The 24,465-nt window shown below is 42.8% G+C and carries 22 protein-coding genes and 1 tRNA gene; 9 read left to right on the top strand and 14 right to left on the bottom strand.

Annotated features, from left to right (window positions below; genetic code table 11):
• Positions 1-295 precede the first annotated feature (295 nt).
• On the top strand, positions 296-2,794 hold the full coding sequence (locus DIU38_RS31700; RefSeq protein ID WP_243770607.1) for a M1 family aminopeptidase: 2,499 nt from the start codon (positions 296-298) through the stop codon (positions 2,792-2,794).
• A 175-nt stretch (positions 2,795-2,969) separates the two neighbouring features.
• On the opposite strand, the gene pyrH is transcribed toward DIU38_RS31700, so the two are convergent.
• The 7 genes from pyrH to DIU38_RS31665 all read right to left on the bottom strand — a co-directional run bounded on the left by pyrH (position 2,970) and on the right by DIU38_RS31665 (position 8,638).
• Entirely contained in the window at positions 2,970-3,674 is a 705-nt protein-coding gene (gene pyrH, locus DIU38_RS31695; protein ID WP_090529473.1) for a UMP kinase, read from the bottom strand.
• A 125-nt stretch (positions 3,675-3,799) separates the two neighbouring features.
• Entirely contained in the window at positions 3,800-4,924 is a 1,125-nt protein-coding gene (gene nagA, locus DIU38_RS31690) for an N-acetylglucosamine-6-phosphate deacetylase (protein ID WP_112653478.1), read from the bottom strand.
• Between the two features lie 183 nt (positions 4,925-5,107).
• Positions 5,108-5,959 (bottom strand): translation elongation factor Ts, encoded by an 852-nt coding sequence (gene tsf, locus DIU38_RS31685; RefSeq protein WP_090529479.1) that lies wholly within the window; start codon positions 5,957-5,959, stop codon positions 5,108-5,110.
• A gap of 166 nt (positions 5,960-6,125) precedes the next feature.
• On the bottom strand, positions 6,126-6,968 hold the full coding sequence (rpsB, locus tag DIU38_RS31680; RefSeq protein WP_090529482.1) for a 30S ribosomal protein S2: 843 nt from the start codon (positions 6,966-6,968) through the stop codon (positions 6,126-6,128).
• An 18-nt stretch (positions 6,969-6,986) separates the two neighbouring features.
• Positions 6,987-7,373, bottom strand: coding sequence for a 30S ribosomal protein S9 (gene rpsI / locus DIU38_RS31675; RefSeq protein WP_090529485.1), 387 nt, complete (start codon positions 7,371-7,373; stop codon positions 6,987-6,989).
• 25 nt (positions 7,374-7,398) lie between these two features.
• The gene (gene rplM / locus DIU38_RS31670; RefSeq protein WP_090529488.1) at positions 7,399-7,836 is read right to left on the bottom strand and encodes a 50S ribosomal protein L13; all 438 of its coding nucleotides are present in this window, start codon (positions 7,834-7,836) and stop codon (positions 7,399-7,401) included.
• 325 nt (positions 7,837-8,161) lie between these two features.
• Positions 8,162-8,638, bottom strand: coding sequence for a hypothetical protein (locus tag DIU38_RS31665; protein ID WP_112653477.1), 477 nt, complete (start codon positions 8,636-8,638; stop codon positions 8,162-8,164).
• A 259-nt stretch (positions 8,639-8,897) separates the two neighbouring features.
• On the opposite strand from DIU38_RS31665, the gene DIU38_RS31660 reads away from it, so the two are divergent.
• A complete protein-coding gene (locus DIU38_RS31660; protein WP_112653476.1) occupies positions 8,898-10,187 on the top strand; it encodes a BamA/TamA family outer membrane protein in 1,290 nt (429 codons plus the stop codon).
• A gap of 88 nt (positions 10,188-10,275) precedes the next feature.
• Entirely contained in the window at positions 10,276-10,962 is a 687-nt protein-coding gene (locus tag DIU38_RS31655) for a PAS domain-containing protein (RefSeq protein WP_091165192.1), read from the top strand.
• Positions 10,963-11,021: 59 nt separating this feature from the next.
• Here the strand turns inward: DIU38_RS31655 and DIU38_RS31650 are convergent, their stop codons facing one another.
• Together DIU38_RS31650 and DIU38_RS31645 are read right to left on the bottom strand one after the other, a co-directional pair.
• Positions 11,022-11,423, bottom strand: a complete 402-nt coding sequence (locus tag DIU38_RS31650) for an SPW repeat domain-containing protein (protein WP_091165187.1) — start codon at positions 11,421-11,423, stop codon at positions 11,022-11,024.
• 118 nt (positions 11,424-11,541) lie between these two features.
• Positions 11,542-12,027: an ABC transporter ATPase gene (locus DIU38_RS31645; RefSeq protein WP_112653839.1), complete on the bottom strand. Its 486-nt coding sequence runs from the start codon at positions 12,025-12,027 to the stop codon at positions 11,542-11,544.
• A 45-nt stretch (positions 12,028-12,072) separates the two neighbouring features.
• Here DIU38_RS31645 and DIU38_RS31640 point away from each other — a divergent pair, with 45 nt between their 5' ends.
• Positions 12,073-12,555, top strand: a complete 483-nt coding sequence (locus DIU38_RS31640) for a hypothetical protein (RefSeq protein WP_112653840.1) — start codon at positions 12,073-12,075, stop codon at positions 12,553-12,555.
• Here DIU38_RS31640 and DIU38_RS31635 read toward each other — a convergent pair.
• Positions 12,550-13,347, bottom strand: coding sequence for a (Fe-S)-binding protein (locus DIU38_RS31635; protein ID WP_112653841.1), 798 nt, complete (start codon positions 13,345-13,347; stop codon positions 12,550-12,552). The genes DIU38_RS31640 and DIU38_RS31635 overlap by 6 nt on opposite strands.
• A gap of 104 nt (positions 13,348-13,451) precedes the next feature.
• Positions 13,452-14,750: a (Fe-S)-binding protein gene (locus tag DIU38_RS31630; RefSeq protein ID WP_112653842.1), complete on the bottom strand. Its 1,299-nt coding sequence runs from the start codon at positions 14,748-14,750 to the stop codon at positions 13,452-13,454.
• A gap of 206 nt (positions 14,751-14,956) precedes the next feature.
• On the opposite strand from DIU38_RS31630, the gene DIU38_RS31625 reads away from it, so the two are divergent.
• The 3 genes from DIU38_RS31625 to rhuM all read left to right on the top strand — a co-directional run bounded on the left by DIU38_RS31625 (position 14,957) and on the right by rhuM (position 17,616).
• Positions 14,957-15,029, top strand: a tRNA-Phe gene (locus DIU38_RS31625).
• A 200-nt stretch (positions 15,030-15,229) separates the two neighbouring features.
• A complete protein-coding gene (locus DIU38_RS31620) occupies positions 15,230-16,576 on the top strand; it encodes a site-specific integrase (RefSeq protein ID WP_112653843.1) in 1,347 nt (448 codons plus the stop codon).
• A 44-nt stretch (positions 16,577-16,620) separates the two neighbouring features.
• The gene (rhuM, locus tag DIU38_RS31615) at positions 16,621-17,616 is read left to right on the top strand and encodes a virulence protein RhuM/Fic/DOC family protein (RefSeq protein WP_112653844.1); all 996 of its coding nucleotides are present in this window, start codon (positions 16,621-16,623) and stop codon (positions 17,614-17,616) included.
• Positions 17,617-17,875: 259 nt separating this feature from the next.
• Here rhuM and DIU38_RS31610 read toward each other — a convergent pair whose 3' ends face one another.
• The 3 genes from DIU38_RS31610 to DIU38_RS34310 form a co-directional block, all read right to left on the bottom strand.
• Positions 17,876-19,459: a PepSY domain-containing protein gene (locus DIU38_RS31610; protein ID WP_112653845.1), complete on the bottom strand. Its 1,584-nt coding sequence runs from the start codon at positions 19,457-19,459 to the stop codon at positions 17,876-17,878.
• A gap of 11 nt (positions 19,460-19,470) precedes the next feature.
• On the bottom strand, positions 19,471-21,792 hold the full coding sequence (locus tag DIU38_RS31605; RefSeq protein WP_112653846.1) for a TonB-dependent receptor: 2,322 nt from the start codon (positions 21,790-21,792) through the stop codon (positions 19,471-19,473).
• A gap of 88 nt (positions 21,793-21,880) precedes the next feature.
• The gene (locus DIU38_RS34310) at positions 21,881-22,099 is read right to left on the bottom strand and encodes a hypothetical protein (RefSeq protein WP_243770608.1); all 219 of its coding nucleotides are present in this window, start codon (positions 22,097-22,099) and stop codon (positions 21,881-21,883) included.
• 421 nt (positions 22,100-22,520) lie between these two features.
• On the opposite strand from DIU38_RS34310, the gene DIU38_RS31595 reads away from it, so the two are divergent.
• Together DIU38_RS31595 and DIU38_RS31590 are read left to right on the top strand one after the other, a co-directional pair.
• Positions 22,521-23,630 (top strand): sensor histidine kinase, encoded by a 1,110-nt coding sequence (locus DIU38_RS31595; protein ID WP_112653848.1) that lies wholly within the window; start codon positions 22,521-22,523, stop codon positions 23,628-23,630.
• A complete protein-coding gene (locus DIU38_RS31590) occupies positions 23,627-24,331 on the top strand; it encodes a LytR/AlgR family response regulator transcription factor (protein WP_112653849.1) in 705 nt (234 codons plus the stop codon). Before DIU38_RS31595 ends, DIU38_RS31590 begins: the two co-directional genes overlap by 4 nt.
• Positions 24,332-24,465 lie beyond the last annotated feature (134 nt).

The following is a 24,465-nucleotide window of genomic DNA, read 5'->3' as shown; positions in this document are numbered from 1 at the left end:
TCATTGGCGTAACCCCTGTTTTTTTCAACAACTTGAAATCCAGTAATTTATTTAACAAAATTCAAATTTATGTTAACCCTGTTAACCCCCTACCCTCGGCTGGCGCAAGTATTGTGCGGCGACCAGTGCCGGGCTTACTTGTGCCTTCCCTTCAAAAATCAGTCACTCCCCGTAACATAATCCCGTCCCGTGCGTCATAGGTGATTTACGCACAAAACATTTTGGCTGGCGGGGTGTATATTTGAAAATTAACTATCCTTAACAGCTTGTAAAAAGCAAACTTTTTGTACCATATATGACTGATCGCAAATTAATTACAAAACTCATGCTGTCGTGTGTGCTTACCACAGCTATGGCAACTGCTTACGGGCAGCAAACCCCTCCACCGGAAAACCCGGCACTAAAAATTTACCGCGCCGTACCAACTAAAATCAACGATCTCATCCACACCAAACTTGATGTTCGTTTCGATTACAAAAAACGTTACCTGTATGGCAAAGAATGGGTTACTTTGAAACCCCACTTTTATCCAACCGACAGCTTAAGGCTCGACGCTAAAGGCATGGACCTTAAAAACATCTCGGTGGTAAAAAATGGCAAAAACGTCCCGCTTAAATTTACTTACCAGGATAGCCTTTCGGTAGCCATTAAACTGGACAAGGTTTACCGCAACAACGAAAGCTATACCATTTACATTGATTATACTGCCAAGCCCAATGAGCTGAAAGCTAAAGGCAGCGCAGCTATTAACGATGCCAAAGGCTTATATTTCATCAATCCCGACGGCACGGAAAAAGATAAGCCAACCCAGATCTGGACCCAGGGTGAAACCGAAAGTTCATCAGCCTGGTTCCCTACCATTGATAAGCCAAGCCAAAAAACTACCGAAGAGATCACGATGACCGTGCCTGCAAAGTACGTAACCCTGTCAAACGGTAAACTGACTGCTCAAAAAACAAATGCCGACGGTACCCGTACCGATACCTGGAAACAGGAGTTGCCGCACTCGCCATATCTGTTTATGATGGCCGTTGGCGATTTCAAGATCTATAAAGACAAGTGGAAAGATAAAGAGGTAAGCTACTACCTGGAGCCTAAATACGCTCCTTACGCCAAAGAGATCTTTGGCTTTACACCTGAAGCTATCGACTTTTATTCAAAAACTTTAGGGGTCGATTTTCCATGGGCTAAGTACTCGCAGATTGTAGTGCGCGATTATGTGAGCGGCGCTATGGAAAATACCTCGGCTACCCTTCATGGCGATTACGTACAGACTACCCACCGTGAGCTGATAGACGCCAACTATAATAACGGTCGCAGCACTATCGTTCACGAATTGTTTCACCAATGGTTTGGCGATTATGTTACTGCCGAAAGCTGGAGCAACCTTACCGTAAACGAATCGTTTGCCAACTTCAGCGAAACCATTTGGGCCGAGCATAAATACGGCAAGGATGAAGCCGATGCCCATAACTATGCAGATATGCAAAGCTATCTCCGTTCGCAAGGGGCCAGCACCAAAAACCTGGTGCGTTTTTACTATGCTGATAAAGAGGACGTTTTTGATGCTGTAACTTATCAAAAAGGCGGCCGCATCCTTAACATGCTCCGCAATTATTTAGGCGACGCTGCATTTTATAAAGGACTTAACATTTATCTGAAAACAAACGCGTTCAAAAATGGCGAAGCCCAGCAATTACGTTTGGCATTTGAAGAGGCCAGCGGCCAGGACCTTAACTGGTATTTTAACCAATGGTATTATGGCGCAGGTCACCCTGTACTGAATATCAGCTACAAATGGGACGAGGCAACTAAAACCGAAACCGTTTACCTGAAACAAACACAGGATGGCCAAACCTTTAAACTGCCAATGGCTATTGATATTTACCAGGGCGGTAAAAAAGTGCGTCATAAAGAGTGGATGAATGATAAGGTAGATTCTATCAGCTACCAACTGACCGGCAAACCTGATTTGGTGAATGTTGATGCCGATAAAATCCTGTTAACCAAGAAAACTGACAATAAAACAATTGACGAGTTTTCATTCCAGTATTTTAACGCTCCTAATTACCTCGACCGTTACGAAGCTATAGAAGCTGCTGCATCAGATCAAACCCGTCCGCAAGCGCAAAAAATCCTAATCGCGGCTTTAAAGGATAAGTATTATGGCCTCCGCATTAAAACCATCAGGGCATTAAATCTCACTAAAGATGACGTGCGTAATGCAGCCCAGCCAATATTAATCTCATTAGCTCAAACCGATAATAACACGCTTGTAAAAGCTGCTGCTATTACTGCATTAGGCAAATTGAAAGCAAGCGGTAATATGACTTTGTTTACCCAATCCATATCGAGCGAATCATACGCTGTACAGGGCGCTGCCTTAAACGCCATAGCACAACTTGACCCGGCCAAGGCATTAAGCTTAGCCAAAGGCCTTGAAAAAGACAACAAAGGCGCGTTAACTGCCGCTATCATGACTTTATATACAACTAATGGTAATGATGCTGAATGGCCATTTGTTTACCATGCGTTTACCGAGGCTGGGATTCAGGAAAAGTTCAATTCCCTTAAAAACTTTGCTGACATGACGGCCAAAGTGAATAAGCCTGAGTACGCTCAACAAGGTATTGAAGAGCTTAAAAACGCCGGCATTAAATTTAAGGTTTACGGAGCAGCACCATTTATAGTAACCCAACTGGAAGGTATCAAAACCTCGCGTACTACTATGAAAGACGATGCCTCGGCAAAAGCTGCTGACGATGCTATCAAGGCTGTTAATGATGCTAAATAATATATAAGCATCTAAAAATAAAAGGACGCCTTTTATCGGGCGTCCTTTTATTTTTAGTTTAAAGCGATGTGATTGAGCTGACAGCTTAAGGCCTAAAGCTTTTTGACTGTTAGCATTATTTAGCTTTCAGCTTTTGCGTTCGGCCTTAAGCTTTGAGCCTTCGGCTTTTCGCTCTTTATTTTACCAGTGTACCAATATCTTCGCCTTTGGCAATTTTCATAAAGTTACCTTCCTTGTTCATATCAAATACGATGATAGGCAGCTTATTTTCCTGGCAAAGGGTTATGGCGGTCATATCCATTACATTCAGGCCTTTATCATATACTTCCTGGAAAGTGATCTCGTCGTAACGGGTTGCACTTGGGTCTTTTTCCGGGTCGGCAGTGTAGATGCCGTCAACGCGGGTACCTTTCAATACCACATCAGCTTTAATTTCAATAGCGCGTAATGAAGCGGCAGTATCAGTAGTAAAGTAAGGATTACCTGTACCGGCTCCGAAGATCACGATCTTGCCCATTTCCAGGTGGTGCATAGCACGACGACGGATGTACGGCTCACAGATCTGTTCCATTTTAATGGCCGATTGCAGGCGGGTTTCCACACCAATGCTTTCTAAAGCATTTTGCAGCGCCATACAGTTAATCACCGTTGCAAGCATACCCATATAATCGGCCTGCGCACGTTCCATACCCGATTTTTCAGCACTTAATCCCCTGAAAATATTACCGCCTCCAACAACTACCGCAATCTCGATACCGGCATCATAAACGTTTTTAATGTCATGAGCATACTGCAAAACCTGGTTGTTATCAATACCATATTGCCTTGCGCCCATCAGCGATTCGCCCGAAAGTTTCAGTAATATTCTTTTGTATTTCATTTGGTGTGATTTGCTAATAATAGAAAAAGATGAAACCTGCTTTTGTTTATATCAAGAATTGATAAAGCTCTGTTCATACGGGAGTAGTTCGCCAAAAATAGCGAATAAATTTCAGTGTTAAAATTTTATGTTGTCTTTGTTAAAAAATCACCCTTTAGTATAGTCCCAAGCACTTCAAAATCAGCATTAAAAATAACGAGATCAGCATCAAAGCCCTTCTCTATTTTACCCTTTTTTGTTTGCGATGCTAACTCGGCGGGATATAGTGAAGCCATATTTACGGCCTCAGCAAGGTCAATACCGGCCAATTTAACGCAATTTTCAACTGCTTTAAGCATCGTAAGGTTTGAACCTGATAAAGTACCGTCGGGCATGGTATACCTGTCGCCCCTTAGTTCATGTTGATAAGCTCCTTCTTTGGTTGAGGTAACGGCATCGGTGATCAGAAAAAGCTTGTCACCTAACTCACGTTTGGCGAGGCGGATCATAGCAAAATCAACGTGGATACCATCTGCTACAATACTGGTATATGGCCTTTCTTCAAAAATTGCAGGGATATAACCGGGCTCACGATGGTGCATGGATGGCATAGCATTAAACAGGTGGGTTACTGCCTGCACCGGTTTCTTTAAAAATGATTTGCCTTCGGCATAGGTAGCATTACTATGGCCGGATGATATGATAACACCCTGCTCATATAAATAATCTATCACCTCCTGATCCTGCAGTTCGGGCGCTATGGTGATCATCTTGATAACACCATCGGCCTTTTCAAGCCAGCTTTTAACTTCGACAAGGGTAGCTTTCTTAATAAATTTTTCGGGGTGTGCGCCCTTTTTGGCAGGGTTTAAATAAGGCCCTTCCAGGTGCAATCCCCAGAAAGCACCCCTGCTTTTTTGGCGATAGATCTTAGCCGCTTCAATACCGGTTTCCACAATATCATTGGTGTTGGTGCCGATAGTGGCAAACACGCCTATAGTTCCCTGGTTCAGCAGGTCATTCTCCAATTGTACAAGCGCCTCAACGGTAGGTGTACCGGCAAAAAGCTTACCGCCGCTCCCGTAGATCTGCAGATCGATAAATCCCGGGCCAAGGTATGCGCCGTTCAGGTTTTTCTTTACCGCATCCGCTGGGATAGCGCTTTCATCAATTACATCGGTAATGGTACCGTTTGAAATTAAAACGGCTTTGCCCTCGGCAATAGTGCCGGTGGAGATGAGTTTGAGGTTGTGGAGGGCGAGGATAGACATGATTTAATAATTACGTATTCAACCATTATGTCATTGCGAGCGTAGCGTGGCAATCGCGAACTGTGCATGACCGCCCTGTATAGCGTGCGATTGCTTCGTCGTCCCTCCTCGCAATGACATGATTTTGAGGGCGAATCAACAGGGCAAAAAAAATCCCCCGATTTTCATCGGGGGATAATATGATTAAGCTCCTAAAGCTACTCGCTTGAAGGCGGTTACTGTAAGGCCTTTTTCAACTGAGTCAAGGAATTGTGAAATGCTCTTAGACGAATCTTTCACAAACTCCTGGTTTAACAGGGTTGAGTCTTTGTAGAATTTATTCAGTTTACCTGCAGCAATTTTTTCAACCATTGCTTCTGGTTTACCTTCTGCACGGATCTGCTCTTTAGCAATTTCAAGCTCACGCTCAATTACTGAAGCGTCAACACCATCTTTATCCAAAGCGATAGGGTTCATAGCAGCAATTTGCATAGCTACGTCTTTACCTGCATCTTCTGCACCTGCACCGTCAGCGCTTAAAGCTACCAATACACCTAAACGGAAGTTACCGTGGATGTAAGCAACAACTTTTTCGCCGTTAACAACTTCATATTTAGATACGCCGATTTTCTCGCCGATTTTACCTGTTTTTTCGATGATTGCATCACCTATTTTAACGCGGGCAGTTTCAACGTCGATTTCAAGTGCGTAAAGCTCTTCAATTGAAGCTGGTTTTGCTTCAACAGCTTTGTTAGCAATTTCATTTGCAAAAGCGATGAACTCAGCGTTTTTAGCTACGAAGTCAGTTTCGCAGTTAAGCTCGATGATAACACCGGTTTTAAAATCTTCAGAAGTACGTGCAATAACAACACCTTCGTTTGATTCCCTGTCCTGACGGCTTGCTGCAACTTTAGCACCTTTTTTCCTTAAAAAATCGATAGCTGCTTCAAAATCACCGTTAGTTTCGGTTAATGCTTTTTTGCAATCCATCATACCGGCACCGGTTTGCTGGCGCAGTTTGTTTACGTCGGCTGCAGAAATTTGTACTGTAGACATGTTTTTTTGAGTTTTAAGATTTTTTATATCGGGTTACAAGTTACCGTAATGGTATTATGCTATTGTAACCTGCAACTATTTTTAATATTAAAAATCTCCCACCCCTTGCTGAGGTGAGAGAATTAATATATTTTTTGTTGTTCCCTTAAAGGGTTAACAAGGAAGATTATTCTTCTGTTTCAGCAGCCGGAGCTTCAGCTTCGCCTTCAGCAGCTACTTCAGCAACTTTACGGGTTCTTTTACCGCCTTCGTTAACTTCAGGAGCATCAGCTTTAGCTTTTGCAGCTACTGCTTCTTTTTCAGCTTCGTCTTCTTTCTCGCGTTTGCGCTCATCTAAACCTTCTTCGATAGCTTTGATGATGATGCTGGTGATCAAAGAGATTGATTTTGTAGCGTCGTCATTCGCAGGGATCGGGAAGTCGATGTTTGAAGGGTCAGAGTTGGTATCAACCATAGCAAATGTAGGGATGTTCAACTTTAATGCTTCTGAAACCGCGATATGCTCTTTTTTAACGTCGATCAGGAATAAAGCAGCCGGTAAACGGTTCAAGTCAGAAATACCACCTAAAAGGGTTTCTAATTTGATACGCTCACGCTGAATCATCAGACGCTCTTTTTTAGAAAGGTTGCTGTAAGTACCGTCTTTAGTCAATTTATCGATGTTTGACATCTTTTTGATTGACTTACGTACAGTAGCAAAGTTGGTTAACATACCACCTAACCAACGCTCGGTGATGTATGGCATGTTTACGCTTTTTGCATAATCAGCAACGATATCTTTCGCTTGTTTCTTTGTAGCTACGAATAATACCTTACGGCCTGATTTTACAATTTGTTTTATAGCTGCAGCAGCTTCTTCAACCTTAGTTAAGGTTTTATTTAAATCGATAATGTGGATACCGTTACGCTCCATGAAAATGTACTGTGACATTTTCGGATCCCATTTGCGGGTAAGGTGACCAAAGTGTACACCAGCGTCCAGTAAATCCTGATAAGTTGTTCTTGCCATTTTGTTGTCCTCCTTTGATTAACGTTTACTGAATTGGAATCTCTTACGTGCTTTCCTGCGACCTGGTTTTTTACGCTCAACCATACGGTCATCGCGGGTCATTAAGCCTTTAGCACGTAATGCCGGTTTCTTTTCAGCATCAAGTTCAACAATAGCTTTAGCGATAGCTAAACGAACGGCTTCTGCCTGTCCTTTTACACCACCACCTGCAACGTTTGCTTTAACATCATATTTTCCGGTGCTACCAGAAACCTCAGTGCTCTGAGTTACGATATATTGCAATGGCAAAGTAGGGAAATACTCTTTGTAATCTTTACCGTTAACGATGATCGCACCATTTCCTTCTGTAAGGTAGATGCGGGCAACGGCTGTTTTTCTTCTGCCTGAAGTGTTAGTTGTTGGCATTTTTTTTCTCCTTAAAAATTAAAAATTAAATGGCTGTTGGGTTTTGCGCTGCATGAGGATGCTCAGCACCTGCGTATACATGCAAATTGCCGAACAATGCTTTACCCAAACGATTTTTAGGTAACATACCACGTACCGCTTTCTCGATGATGCGGGTTGGATGTTTCGCCAATAACTCCTTAGGAGAAATAAAACGCTGACCACCTGGATATCCAGTGTAACGAACATAAACTTTGTCGCTTAGTTTGTTGCCGGTCAGTTTTACCTTGTCTGCGTTGATAACGATCACATTATCACCACAGTCTACGTTTGGGGTGAAATCAGGCTTGGTTTTACCGCGAATGATCATTGCGATCTTCGTAGACAAGCGCCCCAAAATCTCGCCTTCGGCGTCAACAACAACCCATTGTTTGTTAACGGTTTTTTTGTTGGCTGAGACAGTTTTGTAACTTAACGTATTCACTTGCTTTAAATTAAATTGTTTAAACGTTTATTATACCCCGTATTTTCGGGACTGCAAAGATAGGGTTAATTACTTTATTAGCAAATAGTTTTTAAGGAAATATCTGAACCATGGTTTTTAGGATTTGTGAATTTCCCTGATTCCTGTCTGAACCGGGATTTGAGTTGATTTTCGGGATGAGCAGGGTTACGGCTTTTCTGGACTCGAATGCAGCTTTTGGTCGGTGTTTTCACCGTACCACTTTTACAGTTGCTTCAATTATCGTATCATGCCCCAAATTATCTGGTGCGGTGAAAACACCGACCAGATGCTGAGTTAAAGGCGTTCAATCATCTGTTACAAGCGTAACTTTTGCATATTTATATTTGTACTTTTTAATTGTGCTTAACTCATTAGCAGATACAGCAACCTCGCAATTTCTCCAGTTTTTTGTGTAGTGCAAATTAGTCCAGTAGTTGGTTATACTTGCCGGGATTTCCCCTCGTAGTTGTGTATCAAAAATAACAATGGTATCGCCCAAAGCAGTGTCTCGTTTATGTGATTTGCAAATAAATACATCTACAGCAGGTATAGTATCATTTTGGGAGCGTTTCGTAGTATCGTGCAAATATGCTGCTAATATTCCTGGACCATTAAAAGAAGTATCTATCACACTGCTATCAGCCTCGATCATTTGCGCGGTGTTCAAGCTTATTGCGGCATACTCCTTTTTATCCGACGAACTACATCCAGTTATAAGCATCACATTCGTCAAAATAGCCAACAGCAGTAAACGTGTATTGAAATTTAAAGAGCGTCCCATACCTGTTTTTCTATTTAATACCGGTTATTTAAAAAAGTAACCTGATCATTATGATGGATTGGGCGTTGCCTGCGGCCCGGGCTATACGCAGCAAGTCCTCGCTTTTCCTACGCTCAGAAACCTCCACGCGCTCCGGGCTTTACGCTTCTATCTCTAACGCAAATCCGTGTTCCATTAAACTCGGTTTATTTTGTAATAAGTTTTTTACATTCAGATGATATAAATATATTAGCAGGAACACTAATTAATCCCTGAATAATTGGCTCCCGCTGTTTACCGGCTCACCTTAACCTTGATTGTACTTTTAAGTACCTGCAAGTTGTTTGCCCAAACCATGGCCGATCCGGTTGATTCGTTACAAACACAGGTAGACGCCAATGGTATTTTGGCAGCCTTTTTCAGTGGCAAGAGCAGTAAACCATCAGTAGCGACCACACAAACACAAAATCGTACTTATTGGTCGGTATTACCATCGGCAGCTTACAACCCAAGCGTGGGTTTTGCCGTTGGGGTTATCTCATCAGGAGGAAAATACTTTGGCGATCCTTCAACTACAACCCTTTCGGTAATTAATGCGGGCTTTTACCTGTCAACAAGCGGGCTCTCTACTTTTGAGTTTAAACAAAACGCTTTCTCGGCCGAAAACAAGTGGAACCTGCAGGGCACTGTACAAATTGGGAAAACCGTTGCCATGGACAACGGCCTCGGCACCGGCAGGCGCAGTTTTGGCGAAGGCAGCTTTTTCATGAACAACACCCATTTTGAAAATAATCCTGATGCATTCCCTATCCGTTATGTTTATATCAAAGCCAATGAGCGCATCTACCGTAAACTGGCACATCATATATATGTGGGTGCCGGGCTAAGCTTTAATTATTACAGCCATATAGATGATGACCGCAAAGACATTCCCCTATCAAAAACTCATAATTATCGCTATAGTATCCGTAACGGTTTTCCTGTTAACTCGTACCAAGCTAATGGACTGCTGTTCAATTTCCAGTTTAATAACCGCGACCAGCCCAACCGACCGTTCAGGGGTATTTATGCCGATATTGTTTTGCGGAGCAACCAAACCTGGCTGGGCAGCAACCGCAATGCCATGCAGGTAAAGTTTGAATTCAGGAAATACTGGAGCCTGTCATCAACCCACCCCGAACATGTTTTTGCGTTGTGGCACTGGTCAAACTATTTGTTGAGCGGGACGCTGCCCTACCTTGAATTGCCCGGCACCGGCAGCGATGCTTATGGCCGCATTGGCAGAGCATTTATTATAGGTAGGTTTAAAGGCATGTCATTTGTATATAACGAGGCCGAATACCGTTTTCCGCTAACAAGCAACAAATTACTTAGTGGCGTTGCCTTTATCAATGCAGAAACAGCAAACAATCAGCAACGCATAAAACTATTCAGGTATTGGGAACCCGGCGGCGGCGCAGGGCTGCGACTGTTGTTTAATAAATACACCCGTTCCAATCTATGTATTGATTATGCCAGGGGAACTTATGGTTCAAGTGGGTTCTTTTTGGGACTTAACGAGGTATTTTAGCTGTAAACAGGCTGCGATGATAAGTACACTGTTATAACTGGTGTCATTTTTGTGCTGGAATCGTCTGAACAAGCAATCTACCTTAAAAATGCGCACTCCGTTAACCTCACAACTACTTGGCGACCTGATTGAAAAAGGCTACGAATATGTATTGGTAAAGATCAACCTGAACCCACAACAAGATGAGGCTGTCGACATAACACTTGTACCAATAAAAGAAAAACCGGAATTAAATAAATTACCAGCGGGTTTTGAAACTTTTTACCGCATCACCCGCGAGCCCATGCAACTGGTTTGCGGTGTCGACAATACCAGTATTTTCATCGAATATCAAACCTTTGATGACACTATAACCAGCCAGGACCTTTTCGATGACACTTATTTTAGGATGAGCGAGGACTTTTTCAGGCAGGTGCTGGACAGCCTGGAAGATTACGCGGTGATCACTACAGATAAAAATGGTGACATTAACAGCTGGAATACCGGCGCCCAAAAAGTGCTTGGCTACACCGAACAGGAAGTATTAGGCCTAAGCGCCCGGATTTTTTTTACTCCCGAAGATATTGCTGAAGGTAAACCCGAAGCCGAATTAAAAAAAGCGCTTAGCCGGGGCAGGGCTATTGATGAGCGTTATCATGTACGCAAGGACGGCACACGTTTCTGGGGCAGCGGGTTGGTTTTTCCGCTGTTTGATGAACAGCACAATCATCGTGGTTTCACTAAAATCATGCGTAATCAACGGGAAGAGCAGCGATCAAAAGAGCTTGGCATATAAAACAAAAGAGGTGCTCAAATGAGCACCTCTTTTGTTTTATATCTTTTCGGGAAAAAGGATTAAGCATTATAGCTTACGCCGTGATCTTCTTCTACCTGTGGGTTAATGAATGGTGAACCTTTGGTAAAGCAACCAACAATTAAAAGGTAAGCACCAAAAACTAATTGAGGTAAAACCATTTTATCAGAAAAAGCATAAACCCAAGGCGAGCAAAACAGGAACGAGCCCATAATTACGTCACCTACATTGTGCATAACCATCGGGAATTGTTTGATAAAACCCATTTCGTTTTTAGCGAAGATAGCCATGATCAACTGCAGCCAGCCAATTATCAGAGGCAGGAATAAAGCCGCGCCACCAACATGCAGGGTACCACCAAAAGTCCACAAAGTTGAGATCATTAACAGGGCTACAACGTAGTTTAAAAATCCGTAAGTTTTGGTTGAGATGAAGCCTTTCATTTTTATAGCTTATTTATAAAGTATCAGTATAAATGATTTATATCTAAATTTTGTGCCAAAGGTAAACATTTGCATGGCTTAAGCACAGTAAATTTAAAAAATTTGGATAGCCGGTTAATTAACTGGCTACCAGGTCGCGAAATAACTGAATATGCCAGCTATCTTTAAACGGCACCTCCCATTTAGTTTCCAGCTCGGTTAAATTTTGAACCAGGTTATTGTAAACAACCGTTTCCTTATTGATGCTACCCTCTTTTAGTTTAGCCTCAAAATCATGCCTTGGCAAAGAAAGCACTTCCTCACCCTCGCGATAAGCCAAATTAAACCTATCGAAAAGATTAATCCCTAAGTGCTGCTGCACCTGTTGCATAAAGTGAACCGATTTATCAATAGAACAGCCGCTGGCGCCTGCCTGGCTTTCATCAACTATCAAAATAAAAAAACGGTTGTACCTAACCTCGCCTTTGGCTTTCAGCTGGTTATTGTGAGCTGTCCACCCGGTAGCAAACTTGTCCAGCTCAGGCTGAATCTGTTGTACTTCCTGGTCGGTTAATTTCCTGTCCGACTGATAGATCCAAACTCTTGACTGTGGAGAAAATTTCATTTCCAAAATTATCAATTTATTAACTTCGGGTTACATTTTGTTGTCATGAAAATATCAATTCTGCCATCAATTGGAAAAACTGCGCTCATTACATCAATTTTAGCCCTTATTGCGCTAAATTACGGTTTTAAAGCCGAAATGAGCGAACAGGAATGGTTAAACTGGAGCAATAGATGCCTAAATAGCTCATTTAACCCAACACCTGATATCAACCTCAAAAAGTGGGAGATAACCCTCACCAGCGACTATTTTTTACGTTTGCGAAAAACTTATCAACATGGCAAACAGGAATATTTTTCTTTCAACCTGCACCGTTTAACCAATGTTGATTATGTGGGCAGCGACACCACAGGTGCAGTAAAATTCAATACCCAAACCGATGATATCATTGTACAAACCTACGAAGACCCTAATGGCAATATCGACTCAATGGCCACTACATTTGATTTACCGGTTCATAACATGAGCGCCACCAAATTTGACAGCCTGAAGAATGCGTTGCATTATTTCAGGACAAAAGGTTTATAACCCGTTAGCCCTAACCGTGATCTCGGCAATATCCAAAACTTTTATCTCCTGTTCCTTATCCTGGTTTTTTACGCCATCAGTTAGCATGGTCATACAAAACGGACAGGCAGCGGCTACCAACTGTGCTTTAGCTTCTATAACATCAGCAATACGCTCTATATTGATATCCTTCTTACCTGGTTCAGGTTCCTTAAACATTTGCGCGCCGCCCGCACCACAACACAAGCCGTTTGACTTGCAGCGTTTCATTTCTACCAATTCGGCATCCAATATCTCTAACGCTGCACGCGGAGCCTCGTAAACATCATTTCCCCGGCCCAAATAACAGGGGTCATGATAAGTGATCCTTTTCCCCTTAAAACTTTCACCGCCCTCTGCCTTAAGCTTACCGGCATCAATTAACTGTTGAATAAGTTGTGTATGATGAATCACCTCATAATTACCCCCCAAACCAGGATATTCGTTTTTTATAGTATTGAAACAATGCGGGCAACCGGTAACTATTTTTTTAATGTTATACCCATCCAGCACCTGGATATTCATCATGGCCTGCATCTGAAACAGAAACTCGTTACCGGCCCGTTTGGCGGGGTCGCCGGTGCAGTTTTCTTCCGTACCCAACACAGCATAACTAATGCCTACATGATGCAGGATCTTACAAATATCGCGGGTAATTTTACGGGCACGCTCATCAAAGCTGCCGGCACACCCTACCCAAAACAATATTTCAGGTTCCCTTCCCTGTGCAGCCATTTCGGCCATGGTTGGGATGGCCAATGGTTCATTGTTCATAGCTCATGGTTTTATTTATGGTCGATAGTCCATGGACCATTGTTAATTATTTTTATTTCCCTTCACAGCCATGATCTATAAACCATTAACTATGATCTGTAAAACTATTCCTCCGCCCAGTTAAACCTGTCGGCCTGGCTGTATTTCCATGGAGCGCCATTGTTTTCTACGTTGCCAAACATATTATTGAGGCTTGCCGGGGCTTGCGATTCTTCCATTACAATATAACGGCGCATTTCTGTTATGATCTCCAGCGGATTGATGTTCACCGGGCAAGCTTCCACACAGGCATTGCAACTGGTACAGGCCCAGAGCTCTTCGCGGGTAATGTAATTGTCAAGCAATGATTTATTATCCTGGTGGTCTTTACCGTGCTTATCGATGTTATTGCCGACTTCCGTAATCCGGTCGCGGGTATCCATCATGATCTTACGCGGCGATAGCAATTTGCCGGTAATGTTAGCCGGGCAAACCGAGGTGCACCTGCCGCATTCGGTGCAGGTATATGCCTCCATCAGGTTTTTCCAGGTAAGGTCAGTTACATCCTTTGCACCAAAACGGGCGGGCTCGCCATTATTTTCAGGGACGAATGAAGGATCAAGCATGGCCTTAACCTCATTAGTAACCGATGCCATATTGGTAAATTTCCCTTTAGGGTTCAAGTTTGAATAGTACGTATTGGGGAAAGCCAGCAGGATATGAAAATGCTTTGAATATGGCAGGTAATTTAAGAAACACAAGATTCCTACAATATGAAACCACCAGCAAACCCGTTCGGTAATTACCAATGCCGAAGCGCTACCAGGCAGTAACGGCGCCAGCAATGAACTCACCGGAAAGCTTCCGGCTGTAATATAGTGGCCAAAATGCAGCAGTTGTAATTTATAATCGGCCGCATTCATGGTCAGGAAAGCGGTCATGAGCAATATTTCGGTAATGAGGATGTAATTCGCATCGGATTTTGGCCATTGAGTCATTTCTGTACCCGTAAAGCGTTTCAGATGCACAACATTGCGCCTGCACAGGAAAACGATACATGCCGTAAGTACCAACACTGCAAGCATCTCGAAACCGCCTATTAAAAAACCATACAAGCCACCAAGCGGGTGCGCAAAAATGCGGTGCGAGCCAAAGATCCCATCAATCATGATCTCCAGCACTTCAAGATTGATGATAATAAAACCAATATAAATAAAAAAGTGCATTACCGCCGCTACGGGGCGTTTAACCATTTTGGTTTGGCCAAGGGCAATTTTGGCCATCACTTTCCAGCGCAGGGCCAGCTGGTCGTTACGATCCGTGTCTTTACCCAGCAAAATATTGCGCCTGATTTTAGACACGTTCTTGCCGAAGAAGTAAACGGCAACCGCCAGGATGATAATAAATATAAGCTGAGCAATCATTATGCGTGCATAGTATTTTTCTCAAAGTTAAATGAATTGTTTAAAGCGCAAAATGTTTTGAGATCGAAAAAATATTTGAAAATTAATTAGCTGATTACCTGCACAATTATTTAAAACCAGCAGGCGAACAGAAACTTTTTTCAAAAAAAAGTTTTCAAACATAAAAAAAAGGCTACATTTGCACTCCCCAAACACGGGAACGGTTTGGTACCATAGCTCAGATGGTAGAGCAAAGGACTGAAAATCCTTGTGTCCCTGGTTCGAATCCAGGTGGTACCACTAAATCAAAAAGGTCATTTTCAAGCGGAAAATGGCCTTTTTTCGTTAATTAGGCTATATTTGTCTAATTATTCCATGGTAACCCGGTCGGGTGTCTTTGCAATTCAGCAAAAAAAATTGTCGAATTCGGTCCAAAAAAATTGTCCCAAAATTGTCCAACGAATTGGGATCATTTTTAAAGGCCGGTAAAAGTCAAAATCATGGCTACAGTAAACGCCGTTATCCTTCCTATCAAAAAAAGAAAAGATGGGACCTGGAATGTAAAGATCAGGGTGAACAAAGACGGCAGTTCATCTTACATTGAAACAACCCATTTTGTAAATTCAAAACAGGTCTGGAAAAAGAACCAGATAAAAGACCCAGGCATACTCGCGATGGTCGAACCGGTATTGACCCAATACAGAAAGAAGATCGGAGAACTTGGTGCAAAACTCGATAGTTATTCATCCGCAAAGCTCGTCGATTACCTGGTTGGTAAAAAAGAGATCAAAGCCGAAGAAATCAATGTTATTGATTTCGGCCGCAAACGTATCGAGGAACTAATGCAAGCAAACCGTTTAGGCAGCGCAAAGAATATGCAAACGGTGGTGAATAGTTTAGTCGATTTTTTTCGCACGGAGAATGTATTCATAACTGATATTCGCTCCAAAATGCTTTATAAATATGAAGCATTCCTGCTAAAGCCGCGTATCCAGATACGGCCTGACCAGTTTCAGCGTCCCCAAACGCGGGCAATAGACGGGCTAAGCAATAATGGCTTGCATAATCACATACGCGATCTGCGAATATTATTTAACTGTATCAAGGAATTTTATAATGATGAGGATGATGAAGTGATTGTTGTGAAACACTATCCTTTCAAGAAATATAAATTACCCCAGGTATTACCGAAAGACAAGCCAAAGCTTACGATAGCCCAAGTTGTGGCCATAAGAGATTTTGAGGCTGAGCCTGGCTCCCGTATCGAACTTGCCCGTGATCTTTTTATGTTGAGTTTTTACCTGTGTGGTATGAATGCGGTCGATATGTATAAACTGCCGCCGGCAGATGACTCTAACTTACGAATCAGCTACAACCGGTCAAAAACAGCAAGCAGAAGGCGTGATCAGGCGTATATTAGTATTTTCATTCCTGAAGAAGCAAGATCGCTTTACACGAAATATGCAGGTACTTTGCAGAAACGTTATGCCAGCCATAGTGGGCTGGATCATGCGCTGGCCTTTGGTATTAAAAAGATTGGGGCTGCACTGGGCCATAATGACCCCGAGTTTTATGATGCACGTCATGCTTTTGGCGACTTCGCCAGAAACCGATGCCGTTTTAGTATGGATGACGTGGGTTTGGCTATGAATCATAAAGACCAATCAAATCGCGTCACAGACATTTATGTTTCTAAAAACTGGGACATCATCGATGAAGTTCAATCAAAAGTGATTAGCCTATTACCCAGCCTTGATTCGGAAAAACTACTTACTTTAAACGGTGATGATATGGAGAGTCCTTTTGATTTAAGTAATAAAGATAAGGAGTTTGCAAAGGCATCATAGCCTATCACGGCGATAATGAATTATAAATCTTAATTTTAAGTATTATGACTAACGATCAAATTATTATATATCAAGACCCAAATGGAGAAACAACCATTGATGTTAAACTTGTAAATGAAAGTATTTGGCTTAACCAATATCAATTAGCAGAGCTATTTAATACTGACCGAACCTCATTACTGAAACATATCAAGAATATTTATTCAACGGGTGAACTGGTGGAAGATTCAACTTGTGCAAGATTTGCACAAGTTCAACAGGAAGGAAAAAGGAATATCAAACGTGATATTTTGCATTACAATCTTGACCTGGTTATATCAGTTGGATACAGAGTAAATTCTAAACGTGGCACACAATTCAGGATATGGGCGAATAAGGTGCTGAAGGAATATTTAGTCAAAGGGTTCGCCGTTAACGAACTCAAATTAAAAGAACGGTCCGAGCAATATCAATCTTTAAAACAAACCGTTGCCCTGTTAGGTAACGTGCTACAGAATAAGGAACATCTCAATTCAGATGAGGCAACCGGCCTTTTAAAGGTCATTACGGATTATAGCTACGCTTTGGATATTCTTGATCAATATGATCATCAGCAATTAAAGATTGAGGGGACCGCCGATCAGCAACTATTTATCGTTACTTATGAGGAAGCCATACAGGCTATAAAGGATTTGAAGGATAAATTTGGTGGTAGTTCTTTATTTGGAAATGAAAAAGATCAGTCATTTAAAGGATCTATCGGTACTATTTATCAGTCCTTCGGCGGTGTAGAATTTTATCCGACGATTGAAGAAAAAGCGGCAAACTTGCTTTACTTTATTGTTAAAAATCATTCTTTTTCAGATGGTAACAAGCGTATCGCAGCTTACTTATTTGTATGGTTTCTGGAAAAAAATAATATTTTATATCATACAAATGGAACGAAGCGCATAGCGGATAATGCTTTAGTAGCATTAACCTTGATGATCGCCGAAAGCAGGCCTGATGAAAAAGATATGATGGTAAAAGTTGTTGTAAATCTAATAAACCCTAATAATTAAAGTCAAATTTTAAAATTGCAGGTATGACTGATAAAGCAAACATCTGGGTCGTATGTTAGCTTCTGTCGTAAATTGAAGCTTTTTTAAGTCTGCAATACGTAAATATTCTAGCGCCTATCAGAGGCTTTTGCCAAATAACTTTGAATAGATAAATTATGTTTGAAATGTTGAACTGTTCGGAAATCCCGAACAGTTCAACATAAGGCAGCAATTAGAAAGTCATATGAAGTTAAGTCTAAAAATGCCGCTTAATCCATATTTATGGCTTTGCCTTCCTTTTTCTCCATTTAAAGTAGAATACAAGGCCGATAACTACCATGCAAATCTGCAAAGCCGCCCCAAGCATTGTACTGATGTCCCGTGTAGTTTTTCCGCCAAAATCCATGTAATGGTGTTTATGAAACAAAGCAAAACTATAGCCTTCCACTAAATCAATATCATTCGTATTTTTCGCCAAGACGCCGGTTGAGGTTTCAATATAAAAGCGTTCTTTATGATTGAATGGGAAATTAACTTTCCATACTGGCAGGCGTTTGTCGGTAAAATTATATTCATCTGTAAACTTGGTGATCAGTTCGGTAGATACGATCTCGCTTGGCGAATGCCCGCTTAACTGTGTAGCCAGGCTTTTCGCATAGCTTTCGTCACCTTTGGCTAATACCGAATAATCATCAGCATTAATATATTTTACCGCTATGGCCTCGGCGCTCATATCTTTCATCAGGTCTTTGCTTTTGTGGTTTTTGCTGCCGCTTTGTAAATAGACCTGCCAGTAGGTTTTTTCATCCAGCCAGATCAGGCCGATATTTGCGATAGGCCTTTTAACGATACTTTGCAGTTTACTAAGATTAAGATCGATCGCGGAACCGGCAAAGCCATGCTGAATGGAAAATACTTCCTTATCCGGCTCTTTAAATTCTGTGAATGCCCGGTAACAGCCGCTAAAGGTGAACATCAGCGTAAAGATGGAAGCCACTACCGCAGTATAGCGATGATTACGCCTGGCTTTGACTAATTGATTCCCTGGTACTTTTTTGCTTTTCGTACTGAAAAAGATATATAGGCCCATGACCGCCGTAAAGAAACCTAAAGCAGCAACCACCATTACTACCAGTAAACGCCCTTTGCCTAAAAAGTCGATCCAACCCCAGGTGTGTACGATATCAAAGAACTGGGTAAAACTCGCCCGGTTCTTGTCTACTGCTACCGAAAAACGGTCCTGCCCGGTTTCCACATACAAGCGGATACCATCAGCCCTTTTGAACTGTACTTTATAAACCGGCAAAAGGCAATAGATCGGCTTATATTCCTCATCGAATTGTGTGATCAGAGAAGCGCCCTCGATGGGTGCTCCTGTTTTATTATTTAAGACCGTACTGGCCGCCTCACCGCAACAATCCATGCCCTCGCTCATGGGCATCGCCATCGGCATTTCCATCGCGGGCATTTTACCTTTATGTTTTGGCGTGCCTTCTAAAAAAATACGAGCAAGGTATTGTGCGTAGAGCCAGTCGCCTTTAGTCAGCAAATTGCCGTTTTTGGCGCTGAAGTATTGCAGTTCATATTTCCGGCTGGTTTTTACCTGGTAAAACCAGTTGGTATCGATATGTACCAACCGGACACTGTAAATACTGTCAATCTTGTTTTGTTTGAGTACCTGCTGCAGGGTCAGTCTGATCTTGCTGCTTTCTATAGGTTCCGCGGGTATGCTCTGCGTCTTCATCGCCGGGCGCAGATTTGTCATGATCGGGTGCATAAACCCGCTTAATGCCCAAAGCAAAACCGGTATCGCGATAATGAGCGAACAGATGCGGTGCCATTTATAAATGTTTTTACGAATCATAATCTTATTCTTTAATGTTTGCCGAAATGCCAGGCCAAGCCAAGCGTGAAAGCGCGTGGATCGCCGAGGTTATAGCTGTAGGAGGCTTTGCCACCGGTCACCGTTGCCGTAGCCAGTGTTGCATAATAGGTGTTAAAGACGTTTAGTGCGTTCACCCATATCTCAGCCGGGCCGATCTCATAACCCGCGCGGATATTGCTCACTTTAAAACCGTTATAGGTGCGCAGTTGCTGATTGTCCTCAAAATATTTGCCCATGATCTGTTCCTCGGCCCCGATACGAAAACCTTTGAGATAATGCGGCTTATACATTATTTCGGCATTGCCGATAAAGTGCGGTGCATCCGGCATTTCGTAACCGTTGTAGGTTACGCCGCTGGCCACATAGTTCACAAATTTGTGCAGGGCATTGGTTCCGCTCAGGCGAAGATAGAGTTCGTCGGTCGGTCTGTAGCTGATACCATATTCTACGCCTTGATGGCGGGTAGCCCCGGCATTCTGCGGCGCAGTGGTATTATCAGGTAACCTGACATTAATGATCTCGTTGGTACCATTCATGAGGTAAAAGCTGTAGTCGACATACAGCTTGTTTTGCACCAGTGACAGCCAGCCGCCGAGTTCGTAATTCTTGAAAGTCTGTGGCAGCAGGTAAGCGTTATTGGTTGTCTTACCGAACACATCGGTGATCTGCGGAGGTACATAACCCTCACTATAGGTTCCGTAGAAACCTATGCCGTGATAGTTATAGGTAAAGCCGATCTTAGGCGCTAACTTGCCATAATTGGTGATGGCTGACGGGCCGCCGGTCACCTTCGAGCCGGGCAGGGAATTCACAAAAGCATATTGAAAAGCATCATAACGCAAGGCTGCCGAGATGCGGAGGCCCGGCGCTATGGTGAAATCATAATTGACATAAGAGCCGAAATTGCTGATCACAGTATGGTAATTGGCCATCACCGAATCCGGGTTAAGCTTGGTATAGCTCACATAATTGGTAACACCGTTCTGGGTTTGTTTTTTGATCCATATAAAATCCTGGAAAAACGACTGCGGGTCCAGTTCGGCACTGGTACCGATGATCAGCTTACTGTTCAAAAACTTAAAACGTTGTACGTGTTGCAGGAACAAGCCATAAGATTTAAAGGCATTGGTATTGATATTACCGCTGGCGGTATCAGGTGAAACCGGGTTACTGGCTTTGCCACCGGTGCGGTAAGTGGCTATCGAATACGATGGATTTTGCGCTACTGAGTTATTTCTAAATAAAAATGTGGCGTTGGTGGTACCGTTCTCGCTCCACCTATGGGTGATGGTTGAACGGGCGCGTAAAGCGGTCACTTTACGATAGGTAAAGAAAGACTGCGCCGAATAAATTTTGCCGGCAAAATGTGCGCTGTCCAGACTGCCGTACATATCGCTATAATAGTTGATATACGACACGCTGTTGGTCCAGGTGGTGGCGCTATCGATATGATAATCTAACCTGCTTGTTATAGCCGTTTTATGAAAATCACTGTATTGGATCGGGCCGTTGGTCTGGTTGGCATAATAGCCGCTCACGATAAAACCCAGCTTTCCGGCAGTCGTACCGATCTGACCGTCCACGCGTTTATAACCCCGGTTGCTGGTCTGACCGCTCAGGTAGCCTGAAGTGTACGCCGGTGGTGCCTGGGTGATCAGGTTGATCACCCCGCCGATAGCTTCCGCGCCGTAAAGCGCCGATGAAGGGCCTTTAATGACCTCGATATTCTTAGCCGCGGTCATATTCATCTCCACAAGCGCATTGTGGTTAAATACTGCCGAGGTTCGTAAGGGCAGGCCGTCTTCTAAATATAAAAACAGGTTATTGGTATTCATCGGCTGACGGATGCTCATAGCATGTTGCTCGTTACCAAGGCTCACCATATTGACGCCGCTCACTTTATTGACCAGTTGGTCGAGCCCTTGAGCTTTTGTGTCCTGGATTACCTTACTGGAAACGGTCGCAATGGCTATTGGGGCTTCGGTTCGTTTTTCAGCCGTACGGTTCGCGCTCACCACGACCTGGTTAAGCTGGCTTGTTGGGGGTTGCAATGCAATAGCTAACGAACTGCCGTCAACAGTAACCATCCGGGTTTGATAACCTATTGAAGTAATTTTGAGGACTTTAAAATTGGTTTTTATGTTAAAGCTGCCATTGGATTTAGAAGTTACGGCGTACCCGCTGGTGTCAGCAATAGTAGCGGCTGGTATAGGTTCTTGGGTGACAGCATCAAATACTTTACCGTGAATAATTTGGGCAAAAAGATCGCCACAGATCAATAAAAAAAAGATCAGTAATAAAATTTTTTTCATAATAAATATAAAGACAAACCAGGCGATATCGCCCGTTTTGTTGTAAACAAATAAATAAATTAAGAGAGCCCGGAACGGGCGATAGGAATTAAGCTATTGATTTGGGCGGTCGAAAAATGGTTTCAATATAGCGACTGCTGTATTGGTATGCGTAGCGGGGTACAGCAATTTCATTCGCTGTTGAAATTACCGGGGCTATAAATAATATTTGATCGGGTCTGTGAAAGAAAGAAATTTCTAAATGGCTTAGATTATCTTTGGCTTGCTGTTTTTTTTCATTTTCTTCAGCCTGCTTGATCTTACGCATAAAATAGCATTTACCGTTACAATGAAGCCAGGGTTTGTTGCGATTAATACAAAGATTCTCCGCTATGTATTTATGATTGACCTTAAAACCCGCATATACGAAAAAACGTGAGCAGTTGGAACTGATCATACCAATAAGCAGAAATATGGCGGTCAACCGTTTAAACATCCGGCGCAAAGATAGCCTAAATCGTTATAAACATCTTAAAATGTTATAAGTAATTAACGCAGGAACCTATAAATGTAAATTATAAGTATTGGTTTAATTGGATTTTAAACTCATTTATAACTCAACTCACCAGAAACTTGTTGGGATTTCTGATGGTCTATTGTAGGTTGGAAAAAAACCTCTGTTTATCAGCTTTTTTTTCGCGTTGGTCGTTTTATATTGATAAGACCGCTTAAAAAAAGCAATTTTAGGTATGTCATTGTTTCAATCCAATTTTTTTCTTCACCCGGGCAAGGGCTTGCGCTGGTTGCAGCATGTTCTGTTCTGGCTCGTGCTGCTCGGATTGCGCTTTTATCTTACAAATATCTCGTATAACGTGTACGGCGGTTTTCCTGTAAGCAGTATGCTTTTACTCAACACCTGTAGCACCGGCGTAATTGCCCTGGTCTATTATACCCTCGTTTACTACCTATGGCCAAAATATCTCGCCAAAAATCAGCACGTTAAGGGTGTATTGCTGATCTTGTTACTTTTGGTGGTTTATACTATCGCTGATGCTATCGCCGAGAAATTTCTGATCAGCAGTTGCGCACCTTGTATGGCAAGGTTAGCTAAGACGGAATCCGGCTACTTCCAGCTTATAAAATCCGATTTGAGCAATATCGTTCTCGTTCGCCTGGTCACTTTTGGTACGCCATTTTTTCTGCTGCTCACCTTAACCATTCCGATCAGTATCAAGACCGCCCTGAATGCCTACCGCAGCAATATGAGGAGTGTAACCCTGGGGAAAGAAAAGCTTGAACTGGAACTTAACTTTCTCAGAGCGCAGCTGAACCCGCATTTTTTATTTAATTCCATGAATAATATTTACGGGCTGATCATCGCCGGCGATACGGAACGATCGGCCGGCCTGGTCTCCCGTCTGTCAGAATTGTTGCGCTATATGCTTTATGAGTCCGAAGGCGACACGATGCCACTAAGCAAAGAGGTGAAGCTCTTGGCCGATTATATTGAACTGGAAAAAGTAAGGTTGAATTTTACAAGGGTGACGTTTAACCCGCCAATAATTCCGGCCGACATCGGGATTGCCCCTTTACTGCTTATACCGCTGATTGAAAACGCGTTTAAATTCACGCCGGACGAACGGGGCGCTTTTATCGATATTGTATTAGCCATCGCGCCTGATGCGATTAATTTTAAAATAGAGAATAGCGTTAACACCGCCAAGCCGAATGGTCCGTCCGGCGGTATCGGCCTGGTCAATATGCGGAAGCGGCTCGGATTATATTATCCCGGTCGCTATCGTTACGAAGTCAGCAACAACGGAAATAATTATTTGGTGAATTTATGTCTGAGCCTATGAAAAAGATCAATTGCATGATCGTTGATGATGAGCCGATCGCACGGGATATCCTGCAAACTTATATCCAGCGCGTTCCCGAATTGGAACTCGTCAAAAGCTGCCGCAACGCCACCGAAGCTTATGAAGGGCTTTACGGACAGCAGGTCGATCTTATTTTCCTGGACATCCAGATGCCGGTCATTACCGGTACAGAATTTATGCGCTCGCTGCGTAAGCCACCGCTGGTGACTTTTACTACAGCTTATTCCAGCTATGCGGTGGAAGGATTTGAGCTCAATTCTGTGGATTACCTCTTAAAACCGATCACTTTTGAACGTTTTTATCAAGCCGTGCAAAAAGTAAGCGAACGAATGGCTATCAAACAGATCCCGCCACCAGAAGCAGAACATCAGCCGGATTACCTGTTCATCCGTCAGGATAACAGGCTGGTGCGTGTGGAGCATGACCAAATTTTATATATACAGGCCGAAAGAGATTTCAGTTCGGTTTATTTAAAGGAAACAAGATTGCTCGCAGGCATGCACCTGAAGCTATTCGAAGATCTGCTTCCGCTTAAGCAGTTTCTCCGCGTGCACCGGTCATATATCGTCAATCTTAAAGCGATCCGCGCGATCAAAGGCAATATGATTGAACTGGAAAATACCGAGGTACCCATTGGGGCAAGTAACCGGGAAGAACTGTTTCAAAGATTGCAGCTCTGAATCAGGTAAACCGACTTATAAAGTCCCAAAGCTGACTCATTTGGTCATTTAAAACGTTATCTTAATTGGCGGCAGTGGATGACCAGCCCGCATTTCCTTTTAGCTCGGTTAAGATCTTTCGTACCTTGAGCGGG

The organism is Mucilaginibacter metallidurans, assembly GCF_003286435.2.
GTDB classification, from domain to species: Bacteria; Bacteroidota; Bacteroidia; order Sphingobacteriales; family Sphingobacteriaceae; genus Mucilaginibacter; species Mucilaginibacter gossypii.
Note: the sequence above shows the minus strand (reverse complement) of the source record. Positions and strands in the feature narration are given on the sequence as shown.